The organism is Nocardioides sp. NPDC127503, from assembly GCF_040302165.1.
GTDB lineage: Bacteria > Actinomycetota > Actinomycetes > Propionibacteriales > Nocardioidaceae > Nocardioides.
Window position 1 is genome coordinate 161,114 of record NZ_JBEORH010000001.1, and the last position, 12,617, is coordinate 173,730.

At 69.4% G+C, this 12,617-nt stretch carries 9 protein-coding genes; 8 read left to right on the forward strand and 1 reads right to left on the reverse strand.

Annotated features, from left to right (window positions below; all coding sequences use genetic code 11):
- The first annotated feature begins 33 nt into the window (after positions 1 to 33).
- Genes ABTW65_RS00810 through ABTW65_RS00820 form a run of 3 tightly spaced genes read left to right on the forward strand, consistent with a single transcriptional unit; the run spans position 34 to position 3,415 of the window.
- Positions 34 to 1,533, forward strand: a complete 1,500-nt coding sequence (locus ABTW65_RS00810; protein WP_350657871.1) for an arylsulfatase — start codon at positions 34 to 36, stop codon at positions 1,531 to 1,533.
- Positions 1,533 to 2,519 carry a formylglycine-generating enzyme family protein gene (locus ABTW65_RS00815; RefSeq protein WP_350657872.1) on the forward strand — a complete coding sequence of 329 codons (987 nt, stop codon included), beginning with the start codon at positions 1,533 to 1,535 and terminating at the stop codon, positions 2,517 to 2,519. Before ABTW65_RS00810 ends, ABTW65_RS00815 begins: the two co-directional genes overlap by 1 nt.
- The gene (locus ABTW65_RS00820) at positions 2,516 to 3,415 is read left to right on the forward strand and encodes an HAD family hydrolase (RefSeq protein ID WP_350657873.1); all 900 of its coding nucleotides are present in this window, start codon (positions 2,516 to 2,518) and stop codon (positions 3,413 to 3,415) included. The genes ABTW65_RS00815 and ABTW65_RS00820 overlap by 4 nt, the downstream gene beginning before the upstream one ends.
- A gap of 17 nt (positions 3,416 to 3,432) precedes the next feature.
- On the opposite strand, the gene ABTW65_RS00825 is transcribed toward ABTW65_RS00820, so the two are convergent.
- Complete coding sequence (locus ABTW65_RS00825) at positions 3,433 to 3,633, reverse strand: DUF8691 family protein (RefSeq protein WP_350657874.1); 201 nt, start codon at positions 3,631 to 3,633, stop codon at positions 3,433 to 3,435.
- A 137-nt stretch (positions 3,634 to 3,770) separates the two neighbouring features.
- Between ABTW65_RS00825 and ABTW65_RS00830 the strand changes: the two genes are divergently transcribed.
- The 5 genes from ABTW65_RS00830 to ABTW65_RS00850 are packed head-to-tail and all read left to right on the forward strand — an operon-like array spanning position 3,771 to position 12,613.
- The gene (locus ABTW65_RS00830; protein WP_350657875.1) at positions 3,771 to 4,256 is read left to right on the forward strand and encodes a DUF1269 domain-containing protein; all 486 of its coding nucleotides are present in this window, start codon (positions 3,771 to 3,773) and stop codon (positions 4,254 to 4,256) included.
- 4 nt (positions 4,257 to 4,260) lie between these two features.
- Positions 4,261 to 4,776 carry a DUF1269 domain-containing protein gene (locus tag ABTW65_RS00835; RefSeq protein ID WP_350657876.1) on the forward strand — a complete coding sequence of 172 codons (516 nt, stop codon included), beginning with the start codon at positions 4,261 to 4,263 and terminating at the stop codon, positions 4,774 to 4,776.
- 2 nt (positions 4,777 to 4,778) lie between these two features.
- On the forward strand, positions 4,779 to 5,237 hold the full coding sequence (locus tag ABTW65_RS00840; RefSeq protein WP_350657877.1) for a DUF6069 family protein: 459 nt from the start codon (positions 4,779 to 4,781) through the stop codon (positions 5,235 to 5,237).
- 12 nt (positions 5,238 to 5,249) lie between these two features.
- Positions 5,250 to 11,972: a DUF5979 domain-containing protein gene (locus ABTW65_RS00845; RefSeq protein WP_350657878.1), complete on the forward strand. Its 6,723-nt coding sequence runs from the start codon at positions 5,250 to 5,252 to the stop codon at positions 11,970 to 11,972.
- Positions 11,954 to 12,613 (forward strand): sortase family protein, encoded by a 660-nt coding sequence (locus tag ABTW65_RS00850; protein WP_350657879.1) that lies wholly within the window; start codon positions 11,954 to 11,956, stop codon positions 12,611 to 12,613. Before ABTW65_RS00845 ends, ABTW65_RS00850 begins: the two co-directional genes overlap by 19 nt.
- The last annotated feature ends 4 nt before the right edge of the window (positions 12,614 to 12,617 follow it).

Here is a 12,617-nt window from a genome sequence, read left to right on the forward strand (position 1 = left end):
TAGCCTCCGAGCACATACACGAGGAGGTTCTTCATGTCCGACAAGCCCAACATCCTGGTCATCTGGGGCGACGACATCGGCATCAGCAACCTGAGCTGCTACAGCGACGGGCTGATGGGCTATCGCACCCCGAACATCGACAGGATCGCTGCCGAGGGCATCCGGTTCACCGACTCCTACGGTGAGCAGAGCTGCACGGCCGGGCGCGCCGCGTTCATCACCGGCCAGAACCCCTACCGCACGGGTCTGACCAAGGTCGGCATGCCCGGCGCGGACCTCGGTCTGCGCGCGGAGGACCCGACCATCGCGACGGCGCTGAAGTCGTTGGGGTACGCGACCGGGCAGTTCGGCAAGAACCACTTCGGCGACCGCGACGAGTTCCTGCCGACAGCGCATGGCTTCGACGAGTTCTTCGGCAACCTCTACCACCTCAACGCCGAGGAGGAGCCGGAGCAGTTCGACTACCCCTCGGAGGAGGACTTCCCCAACTTCCGCAAGAGGTTCGGGCCGCGCGGCGTCATCCACTCCTGGGCCAACGACGACGGCACCCAGCGCATCGAGGACACCGGCCCGCTCACCAAGGAGCGGATGAAGACGATCGACGAGGAGATCGTCCCCGAGGCGCTCCGGTTCATGAGCGACGCGAGCTCGAGCGACACCCCGTTCTTCGTGTGGCTCAACACCACGCACATGCACTTCCGGACCCACGCCAAGGACGGCAGCCGCGGCAAGGCCGGCCGGTGGCAGTCGGAGTACCACGACACGATGGTCGACCACGACGAGCTGGTCGGGTCGGTCCTGGACTACCTCGACGAGAACGGGCTGGCCGACAACACCATCGTCATGTACTCCACCGACAACGGGCCCCACATGAACAGCTGGCCCGACGCCGGCATGACCCCGTTCCGCAACGAGAAGAACTCGAACTGGGAGGGCGCCTACCGGGTGCCGGCCATGGTCCGCTGGCCCGGTCGCATCCCCGCCGGGGAGGTACGCAACGGGATCGTCAGCCACAACGACTGGTTCGTGACGCTGCTCGCCGCCGCCGGTGACACCGACGTCGCCGACCGGCTCAAGACCGGGACAGAGCTGGCGGGCACGACGTACAAGGTCCACCTCGACGGTCACAACCAGCTCGACTACTTCACCGGCGAGGCTGACGAGAGCCCACGCAAGCACTTCTTCTACGTCACCGACGACGGCGACCTCGCCGGTATGCGGTTCGACAACTGGAAGTTCATCTTCCTCGAGCAGCGTCAGACCGGCACGCTGGCCATCTGGCTGGACCCGTTGGTGGAGCTGCGAGCGCCCAAGATCTACAACCTGCGCCTGGACCCGTTCGAGAAGGCGGAAGGCACGTCGAACACCTACTTCGACTGGATGCTCGAACACGCCTGGCTGCTCATCCCGGCACAGACGTACGTCGCGCAGATGCTCTCCTCGCTGATCGAGTTCCCGCCGCGGCAGACGCCGGCTACGTTCAGCGTCGACCAGCTGATGGAGAAGCTCAAGGCAGGCATGCCGAGCAGCTGATGACCAGCCAGACCATCACCAGCCAGCACAGCACGAGACACCCGGTCGTCGACCTGCCCGGCGGCACCTTCACGATGGGGTCCGACGACCACTATCCGGAGGAGGCCCCGACCCACCGCGTGCGGGTCGGGGCGTTCTCGATCGACGCGCACCAGGTCACCAACGAGCAGTTCGCGAGGTTCGTACGCAAGACCCGCTACGTCACCGTGGCCGAGCGACCGGTCGACCCGGCCGACTTTCCCGACGCGCCGCCGGAGAACCTTCAGCCGGGCTCGCTCGTCTTCACCCCGACACCCGGGCCGGTCGACCTCCGGCACGTCAGCCAGTGGTGGACCTGGATGCCGGGGGCGTGCTGGTCGGCGCCGGAGGGGCCTGGCAGCTCGGTCAAACGCCGCCCCGACCATCCAGTCGTCCATGTCGCGCTGGAGGACGCCCTCGCGTACGCCTCCTGGGCCGGCGGCGACCTGCCCACCGAGGCCGAGTGGGAGTACGCCGCCCGTGGCGGGCTCGAAGGAGCGGCCTTCACCTGGGGTGACGAGACGCGCCCCGAGGGCCGGATCATGGCCAACACCTGGGACGGACTCGACTTCCCGTGGCGGCACACCCGCGAGAGCGGCTTCTCCCGCACCTCCCCGGTCGGAAGCTTCCCGGCCAACGGCTTCGGACTCTTCGACATGGCCGGCAACGTGTGGGAGTGGACCTCCGACTGGTGGACCGACCGGCACCCCGACGAGGTCGCGAAGCCGTGCTGCGTACCCGTCAACCCGCGCGGTGGCGACGCCGAGCAGAGCCTCGACCCCGCGCAGCCCCAGTTCAAGATCGCCCGCAAGGTCGTCAAGGGCGGTTCGCACCTGTGCGCGGACACCTACTGTCTGCGCTACCGGCCCGCGGCACGTCGCCCGCAGATGGTCGACACCGGCACCAGCCACATGGGCTTCCGATGCGTACGCCGCCCGGAGACCGAGCAATCGAAGGAGACACCGTGACCGAACAGCTGCTGCCCTCCTGGCGTCCGGGTGCCACCCGCGACGCCGTCGTGGCCTTCCTCGACGCCGCCGAGGAGGTGCCCGTGGCCGACCGGATGGCCTGCTTCGACAACGACGGCACCCTGTGGTGCGAGCGCCCGTCGTACGTCCAGCTCGACTTCTTCCTCGACGCGCTGCGCACCAGCGTTGCGGCCGACCCGTCGGTGAAGGAGCAGGCGGAGTTCGCGGCCCTGCTCTCGGGTGACCAGCAGGCGATCGGCGACATCGGGCTGGAGCGGATCGCGATGGCGCTCACCGGCCTCTTCAACGGCCTCTCGCCTCAGGACTTCACCGCGCGGACCCGCGAGTTCATGGATCGCGGGAAGCACCAGACTCTCGGGCGGCCGCACCGCACCTGCACCTACGTACCGATGCTCGAGCTCATCGCCGAGCTGCGACGCCGTGATTTCTCGGTGACTGTCGTGACCGGGGGAGGGACCGAGTTCGTCCGCGCCATCAGCCAGGAGCTCTACGGAGTGCCACCCGAGGCGGTGGTCGGCACGCTCATCGAGTACGACTACGCCCCGGACCCGCCGCGGCTGAGCCGGTCGGGGCGCCTGGTCGGGGCCGCCAACGAGGGGTCGGCCAAGGTGTCGAACATCCAGACCCAGCTGGGCCGGCGTCCGATCCTCGCCGTCGGCAACTCCGGCGGCGACCGGGAGATGCTGGAGTGGGCCGCGGCGGGCGAGGGTCCGACGCTCGCGCTGCTCGTCGACCACGACGACGCCGAGCGCGAGTTCTCCTACGTCAGCACCGCGCAGACCTTCGCCGAGCCCGAGCCGATCACCGAGGTCGGCGCCCGGCTGGGCTGGACCGTGATCAGCATGGCTCGCGACTGGGAGACGATCTTCGCCTGACCTGCTGTCCGGTCGGATCAGTCGGGGATGGTGACGACCTCGATGACGTCGATGTCATCGGCACGCAGCGCGTGCAGGACGCCCTGCAGCGCCTCCTGGTCGGGGACGTCACCGGTGAGCGTCGACTGCGCGCGATGCGCCTGGACGGCCAGCTGAGGAAACGCCTTCTGGAGCTCACGGGAGAGTTCACCGTTCACCCTGATCAGGACCCTCGTCATGGTCTTCCTCGACTGCTCACGTACTGCACGCTACGAATCACTCCCGCACCGTGGTTCACCGAATTCGGGTGATGCTGGACGCCGGCCGTGCCGGGATCGTCGGCGACGAACGCAGTCAACGACAGCGAGGACGTGAGATGGCGACCCTGACGGTATGGAAGTACGACACGACCGATGGCGCAGACCAGGCTGTGAAGAACCTCGAGGAGCTCGTCAAGCAGGACCTTCTCATCCTGGAGGACGCCGCGACCGTGCAGTGGGAGGTCGGCAAGAAGAAGCCGAAGACCCGCCAGCTGACCAGCACCAAAGCCATGGGAGCGATGAGCGGCACCTTCTGGGGCATGCTCTTCGGACTCATCTTCTTCGTGCCGCTGCTGGGAGCAGCGGTCGGCGCTGCGACCGGCGCCCTGACCGGGTCGCTGACCGATGTCGGCATCGACGACGCCTTCATCAACAAGGTCCGCGACCAGGTCACCCCCGGCACCTCGGCACTCTTCCTGATGACCTCCGACACGGTGGTCGACAAGGTGCACGAGGCCATGAAGGGCCACGAGGGCGAGCTCATCTTCACCAACCTCAGCAGTGAGCAGGAGAAGGCGCTGCGCGAGGTCTTCGCCGAGTGACGTCATGACCAGCCTGACCGCGTGGGTCTACGACCGGATCATGGGCGCTACGGACGCCGAGGTCTGGCTCAAGGACCTGCAGGAGCGTGGTGCGCTCACCGTGCACGACGCCATCACGCTCACCTGGTTCCCAGGAGCTGAGGAGCCGCAGATCGGCCATCTTCGCCACCGTACGGCGGGCGCCGCAGCCAAGGGCTCGTTGCTCGGTGGCCTTCTCGGGATCCTCGTGTTCAACCCGGTCGCGGGCGCCGTTGTGGGGGCGGCGTCCGCGGCCGCGGTTCAACGTCTGAGGCAGGCCGGCATCGGTGACGAGGTGCTCACTGGGGTCGCCGAGCACCTCGGGCCCGGCAAGTCCGCGCTCGTGGTGCTGAGCAGCGATGCGGAGCCGGACGCGGTCGCCGCGGCCATGAAGCACGGAAACCCCACGCTCGTCTACGCCGAGCTGGACGACGCGGTCGCCGAGGAGCTCAAGGAGATCCTCCGCGCCGAGACCACAGAACCGACTGACGACGGAGACTGATCATGGCGATGAACCAACCTCCCACCCGACGACTGCAGCCGACGATCAACGCCGGCCGCCTCTGGGCGGGCGGCGCCGCCGCCGCGGTCGTGGCCGCACTGCTCGCGATCGCCGGCATCGTGATCGCCCGGGGCATCTTCGACGTACCCATCCTCGCCCCCGAGGGCGACGGGGTCTGGGGAGACGCCTCAACGTGGTGGTACGCCGTCTGGGCAGCGGTCGCCGGGCTGCTGGCCACGGCCGTCGCCCATGTCCTCCTCCTGACCACACCGCAGCCGCAGACCTTCTTCGGCTGGATCATCGGCCTGGCCACCGTCATCGCGGCGCTGTGGCCCTTCACGTCCGACGCGGGCCTCGACACCAAGCTCGTCACCATGATGATCAACCTGGTGATCGGGATCGCCATCGGCTCGCTGGTGTCGTCCGTCGCCCGGAGCGCGGTCGTCCCTGAGATCAGGTGAACACCGCGAACCATGCAGATCTCTCGGGAGCTCGGAAACCTCGGTCGTAGGAACGGCATTCACGTGATCGGTGCCGTCCTGGCACTGCTCGGGATGGTCGCGGTCATCTGGCCCTCGGCCGCATCGGCGGAGGACCCCGGCTTCCTCACGATCTCCAAGGGCGTGACCGGCTGGACCGACGGCCAGGTCGTGGAACCGGGCGAGAAGTTCGTCTACACGATCACCATGACCTGCTCGAACACCGGTTCGGGCGGCTGCACCAGCGCAGTCCTGACCGACTCGTTGCCCGAGGGGATCGTCTTCGACCCGGACGGCACGGTCTCCGTCCAGGGTGCCTCGGCCGACGTCGCGACCAGCGGCAGCGAGCTCACCGTGACCTTCACCGAGCCGCTCGACGACCCGGCCGGTGGCCAAGGGCTGCCCGCCGGCTCGTCGGTGACCGTGCAGGTGCCGGTCATGGTCGACCCGGACATCTCCGCGGAGCTGGACGGACAGGACGTCACCAACACCGCGACGGTCGACGGGACCAACACCGATCCCGCGTCCGATGACTTCACGGTCGTACCGGACATCCCGGTCGACCTCGCCGCGACGACGTCGAAGTCGTTCGAGCCGGCCAGCGCTGTGGCCGCGCCGGGGACGGCCACAGCGCTGACCTTGAACGGCGGAACGGAGTCCAACGTCGCGGTCGACGAGATCACGATGACGGACCCCGCTGATCCCTCCGCCACGCCCAACGCCTTCACCTACCTCGGCCTGAGCGGTCCGGCCATCGACGTCACCATGCCGGAGGGCGCCGAGGAGGTGCAGGTCGACGTCTGGGTCGCCGGCGCCTGGGTCGAGGGGACCCCTGAAGCACCACCCGCCACGATCCCGGCCGGCGTGCAGCCCGGAGACGTCGAAGGCGTACGCATCACCTTCATCAGCACCGACGACGACGGCATCCCCTCCGGAGCCGAGGGCTCGGCGAGCCTGCCCCTCGAGCAGCGGGACAACATCGCCGACGCTGGTGAGGGGCCGATCCCCAACGAGGTCTCCACGACGGTCGCCGCGGGGAGCGAAGAGTCCGACCCGGTGACGGGGGAGGCGGCATACACGCTGACCTCGGCCGATCTGGACGTCGGCGCCGGCAAGTCGTTCGATCCCGCCGAGGTCGTCGTCGGCGGTCAGAGCACCGTGACGCTCACAGGCACCAACGCCAGCGACCGGACGCTGGAGTCCATGACGATCACCGAGCCGAGCTCGGCCCCGAACCCGTTCGAGAACGGCCTCACCTTCACCGGCTGGACCGACGGCGTCGTCTGGCCGTCCGGAGCCACCGGTGCGACGGTGACGTACCAGCTCGCCGGTGGCCAGCGCGTCACCGAGGACGCCACCGAGCCGAACACTCTCCCAGATCCGCCACCACCGGGGGCCGAGGTCGTCGGGTTCACCGTGGAGTTCACCGGCCCGATCGTGCCGGGCGCCGAGGCGACGGTGCCGTTCGTCGTGACGGCGGCGGAAACCCAGGTCCTCCCCGAGGTCGCCCACCCCAACGAGGTGGGCGTGGAGACCACTGCCGCCGGAGGCTTCTCCGGTGAGGCGACGGACTCCGACACGTTGACCACCATCCAGCGCCGGATCGCGGTCGACGTGGACAAGCGGATCGAGCCGGGACAGATCTTCTCCATCCCGGGCCAGATCGCCACCGTGCTCCTGACCGGCACGCTGGAGCCCTTCCCCGCCTCGACCACCGATGCCACCGAGATCATCGTCCAGGACCCTGCCGACCTCGAGGCCGACACCTGGTACGACACGTTCGCGCCGACCACGATCGCCGAGACCCCGATCCCGGCCGACTCGACGATGACCGTCCAGTACTGGGACGGCTCGGAGTGGGTCGACGTGCCGGGGATGGTCGACCTGGCGGGCCCGCAGATCTTCACCGGTGATCTCCCGCCGGAGGTGCGGGAGAACGCGCAGGGCATCCGGTTCGTCTACCACAGCGACGACGGTTTCGCGCGCGGCACCGAGGTCAGCCCCAACATCGACTTCGAGCTCCGTCCCGAGGCTGCGGGCCAGGACATCGAGGTCGAGAACTGCGCTGCATCCAGCGCGAGCGCCCCCGACGCCCGTCCGGACGACGCGTCCATGACGGAGTGCCCGGTCATCGACGTGGTGCCGCCGGACCCCGGCAACGCCGACTTCATCGACAAGGCCTGGGACGATCCTAAGGTCGTCGGTGAGCGCACCGGCGAGGAGGCGGGCGCGACCCTCGCCTGGTCCACCAGCGGTGCCTCGAACATCGACCAGATGTACGTCTCCGACGTCCCCGCTCCTAGTGCGGAGACCCTGCCTGACACCGTCTTCGACCCCTTCGACCTCGTCCGGATCGACCCCATCACGGCCGAGTCCGATCCGCACCTGACCTACGACCGGGTCGCCCGTGTCGAGCTCTACAGTCTCGCGGCCGGGGGCTGGGTCGACGCGCCCGACGATCCCTGCCCCGAAGCCTGCGACGGCACCTTCCCCGGCTACGAGCTGTCCGCCGCCTCGCAGCAGGACACCATCGCCTTCCGGCTCGTCTTCGAGGAGAGCCCGACCCGGGCGGACCGCATCGGCGGCGACCCGACCGCGCCACCGGTCGGCAGCGGTGTGGCGAGGTCGAGCGGCAACGATCGCGACATCCACCCGGTGTTCCGGATCCGCGACGACCTCAGGTCGGATCCTGACGTACCCGTGGTCTCCGACGCCGTCTACAACGTGGCCGGCGAGCCGAGTGAGGTCCGCAACACGGCGCGGGCCAGCGTGATCGTCGACGGGAGCGTGTACGTCGACCAGGACGCCTCCGACACGATCACCATCTCGCCGGTCCCCGTGACGGTGACGATGGACAAGGAGTGGAGCGGCGGCCCGCTCGACGTGCCGCCGGCCGACACGACCTTCCCCGACGACTGGCCGACCGCCCGGATGAGCCTGGACGCCGCGAACACGACCCCGCGCCAGGTCGACCGCCTGACGATCACGGAGCCGACCGGCCTGACCGACCCGTTCGACACGTTCAACCTGCGCGGGTTCGTCTCGGTCACCGACCCCGCCTCGATCGGCGCCGACGACGTGACGATCGCGCTCGAGCTCGCGGACGGAGGAACCCGGGAGCTGTCCCGTGACGAGGCGCTGGCAGCAGCCGAGTCGGACCTGACCGACGTGGTCGGGTTCACCGTCGCGTACACCGGACGCATCGACGAGGGCGCCCATGCCAGGGTGGTGCTCGACACCCGGCTGCGGCCCGCCCATCGTGCCGACGGCAGTCCGATCGAGCCGGGCACCACCGTCGACAACCGTGCGACCGCCGCCGCCGCGGATCTCGTCGACTATCCCGGGGTCGATCCGGTCACCAGCACCGCCTCCGACACCGCGAGCATCGCTCTGCAGGAGATCGGGATCGGTCTGGAGGTCACCAAGTCGTTCGCGCCGTCGGAACAGACCGAACCCGACCGGTCACCGGTGACGATGACGCTCTCAGGACAGCCGAGCGGCCCGTCGCGTACGAACAAGATGGTGCTGACCGACCGGGATGCCTCCTTCTGGAACCAGTACGACTTCACGGGCTTCGGCGACCTCGTCCTCACCCCTCCGATCGACCGGGTCCAGGTCGACGCGCTCGTCGGGGGGACGTACGCGGAGGACGGTGGTGGGGTCGTGCTCGAGGGTGGTGACTGGGTCGAGGGTGAGCCCGGCACCACGCCGACCCTGCCGGACGGCGTGAGCGAAGACGACGTGCAGGGGCTGAGGTTCACCTTCACCCGCGAGGACGGCGCGATCTGGGAGAACCCCGCGACCCCGCTGCAGCAGGTCCCGGTCGAGGTCCAGCGCCGCGAGTCGCTGCACACCGGCGGCCCCGTGCCCAGCGACCTCGCCGGCAACGAGCCGGCACCCGGTGAGGAGAACGCCGGCGAGGCGACCAACTCCATCACCGGCGACAACTACGGAGCCGACCAGGTCGGTGGGGAGCCCATCCACGGCACCGACGACGCCGAGGCGACGATCCGCTACCGACACGCGAACAACGCCGTCGAGGTGACCAAGACGCCCAGCGGTGCCCAGGCGCCGAGCTCACCGATCCCGTACACCATGACCTTCACCAACACCGGCGACACGGCCATCACCGATCCGGTGATCACCGACCGGCTGCCGTCGGACGGCGATGGTCCGCTGCTCGTGCTGAACCCGGACACGACCGACCACTACACCTACGCCCTCGACGGCGACGCCCCCGATCCGCCCAACGGCCCGGCGATGCCGACCGATCCCGGCGACGTCACGGTCGAGGAGACCCCGACCGTCCTCACCTTCACCTTTCCCGAAGGGACCGTGCTCGAGGTCGGGCAGACCTACACCGTCACCGTCGACCTGATCTTCCGCCCGGGTCTGCCGGGCGACACCCAGGTCACGAACACAGCGGGCATCACCGGGGAGCGGCCCTGGGACGAATGCGAGACCACGCTCGACGAGTCCGGTGAGTGCCGCACGGCCACGACCGTCCATCCGACCCGGGCCGGCGCACTGCGCGGCACGAAGACGGTCAAGGCGGCCGGGGACGACGACCTCGGGGTCATCGACACCCGCCAGAGCGGATGCACCGCGGACGCCGACGGCTTCTACAGCGGTGGGTGCGTCCCGGTCACCAAGCCGGGCAGCGACGAGATCTGGCGGATGAGCTTCGTCAACACCGGCAACCTCCCGATGGACAAGGTCTACGCCGTCGACCGGCTGCCGGCGCCCGGCGACACCGGTGCGATCGTGACCTTGCCGCGTGACTCGGAGTGGCGGCCCACCCCGAAGTCGGTCAGCCTGGTCGGCGCCGAGCTCGGCACGGTCAGCCAGATCAGGGTCTACTACGACGCCGACGACGACCTCTGCACCGCCGACCTCGAGACCCTCGCCGGCTGTCCAGATGGCGAGTGGACGTTGATCGACCAGGCCGACGACCCGCCGGTCGGGTGGAGCACCGATATCCCTGCGGGCGCACGTGCGCTGAAGTTCGAGATGGACTTCGCCGACGACATGCTGCAGCCCACCGGCAGCGTGAAGCTGGACCTGACGACGACCACGCCTGGCCAGTCACCGACCGCGGGAGCGGACACGATCGCCTGGAACACCGTGGCCCAGGCCGGCGAGACCAACGACGGCGGTGCGGTCGCGCTGGCACCCGAGTCGGAGGGCAACAAGGTAGGGGTGGCGCTCGCCACGGGGTCGCTGGAGATCCAGAAGCTCGTACGCGGCGGGGCGGCCGACGAGGCGCCTCCCACCTTCGTCCTCGACGTGACCTGCGTCGACGTCGACGGCCAGGAGGTCGAGCTGGGTGAGCAGAGCGAGGTCACCCTGACCCCGCCGGAGGTCGTCAGGATCGATGACCTGCCCTGGGGCGCCGAGTGCTCGGTCACCGAGGACGCCGGCGCCGGTGCGACCCACTTCTCCGCCGACCCGGTCACGATCGGCTACGGGACCGAGGACGTGGCCAGGATCAGGGCAGTCAACACCTACAGCGAGGCCTCGCTCGTCCTGCGCAAGACGGCGACCGACTCCGCGGTCGACCAGGACGGGAACCCGGTGACGTACGGCCCGTTCTCCTTCGACGTAGCGTGCACCTTCCTCGGCGAGCCGGTCTTCGCCGACGGCTACGACGCCAACGACCCGATGACGGCATCGTTCAGCTCGGGGGAGTCGGTGACCTTCAACGGGCTGCCGGCCGGATCGGAGTGCACCGCGACCGAGACGGACACCGCCGGTGCCGCGTCGACCACCGCGACCGGCTCGACGGGTGAGGGACCGGTCACGCCGGGGGAGGAGACCATCGAGCTGGCCCTGACCGAGGACCGCATCAACGGCGCGGCGACGAACGAGGTGACCTTCGACAACGTCTTCGACACCGGCTCGCTGGTCGTCACCAAGGTCGTCGACGGTGAGGGCGCCGAGCTCTACGACGCCGGACCGTTCACGATCCACCTCTCCTGCACCGACGCCGACGACCAGCCCGTGTGGGACGGTGACGTCGTGCTCGGCGGCGACCAGCCACTGACACGGACCATCGAGAACCTGTACGCGGGTGCGGTCTGCACCGCCTCCGAGGATTCCACCGGCGGCGCCACGACCTCGACCATCTCGCCGCAGGGCCCCTTCGAGATCGTCACCGGCCAGCCGGTGACCGTCACCGCCACCAACACCTTCGACCTCGGCGCCGTGCAGGTCACCAAGAACATCGTCGGCGCGGGTGCTGACGAGGTCGGGCCGGACGAGTCGTTCACCGTCCGCCTGGCCTGCACCCGCGACGTCGACGGCACCGCGGAGCCGGTGGCGCTCCCGGGCGGCGAAGAGCGTGTGCTCTCGCGGGCCACCGAGATGGTGGTGACCTACGACCGGCTTCCGGTGGGCGCCACGTGCGCGGTGAGCGAGACGGACGCAGGCGGTGCGGACGGTGTCACGATCCTGCCCGACCGGCTGACCGTCGGGGCACAGGATTCCGCCCAGGTCTTTGTCACGAACACGTTCTCCGGGTCGCCCGACGACGGGCCGTCGGCCGATCCCGCAGACCCCGGCGGCGCCGGTCAGGACCTCGGACCCAGCGTCGGCCCGGAGTCGCACACCGGTGCGTCGAGGCTCGACGACCACAGCGGGCTCCTGTTCGCCGCGCTCATGGCCCTGGCCGCCGCGGTGGCCGGCTGGATGGTGCTGATATGCCGCCGGCGACCATGACAGGCGGCCGCCGGCCGGTGCTGAGCACTCCGGTCCTGGTGGGTCTCACCGTGGTTGCGCTCGTGGCTGCGGTCGGGTTCGGGGTGGCGTACGTGGTCCAACGGCAAACCGAGGCCGCCGGGGCCTATGTGAGCCGTGACCTGGACGGAAACCGCGTACGCTGGCCGGCCCCGCCCGACGTCGCCGGGTCGGAGGTGCGCTGGACCGGCGAGCGGTTTCGGGCCCCGCGTCAGAGTCTGTCGGTCCCGCTGCTGGACGCTGAGGTCACCGCAGGGGTGATCAACCCTCCGACGCTGACCGACGCCTACGACTACCGCGACGCCGGTGCCCCGGGCACGGCCGGGAACCGGGTCATCGCCATGCACGCGGTCCGGGACGGGCGGGGACCGGGCAACGCCTTCGTGGACCTCGGGCCGGGCAGCCTGCCCGAGGCGCTGGTCCGCCGCGGCGACGTGCTCGTCGTCGGGGACGAGCGGTACCGCGTCACCCAGACGATCATCGAACCGAAGCAGGTGGCTGCCAAGGACCCCAGGATCTGGCAGGACGAGCACGCACTGGTGGTGATCACCTGCCTGGTCGATCCCCGCGTCCCCCTGGAGGATCAGCAGAACCTGGTACTGCTGGCCCGCCACGCCCGTTAGGGCT

Bases quoted from the DNA above. Each gene is read 5' to 3' on its own strand.
- ABTW65_RS00825 (WP_350657874.1), bottom strand. From the start codon at position 3,633: ATGACGAGGGTCCTGATCAGGGTGAACGGTGAACTCTCCCGTGAGCTC.
- ABTW65_RS00815 (WP_350657872.1), top strand. From the start codon at position 1,533: ATGACCAGCCAGACCATCACCAGCCAGCACAGCACGAGACACCCGGTC.
- ABTW65_RS00845 (WP_350657878.1), top strand. From the start codon at position 5,250: ATGCAGATCTCTCGGGAGCTCGGAAACCTCGGTCGTAGGAACGGCATT.
- ABTW65_RS00840 (WP_350657877.1), top strand. From the start codon at position 4,779: ATGGCGATGAACCAACCTCCCACCCGACGACTGCAGCCGACGATCAAC.
- ABTW65_RS00810 (WP_350657871.1), top strand. From the start codon at position 34: ATGTCCGACAAGCCCAACATCCTGGTCATCTGGGGCGACGACATCGGC.
- ABTW65_RS00835 (WP_350657876.1), top strand. From the start codon at position 4,261: ATGACCAGCCTGACCGCGTGGGTCTACGACCGGATCATGGGCGCTACG.
- ABTW65_RS00850 (WP_350657879.1), top strand. From the start codon at position 11,954: ATGCCGCCGGCGACCATGACAGGCGGCCGCCGGCCGGTGCTGAGCACT.
- ABTW65_RS00830 (WP_350657875.1), top strand. From the start codon at position 3,771: ATGGCGACCCTGACGGTATGGAAGTACGACACGACCGATGGCGCAGAC.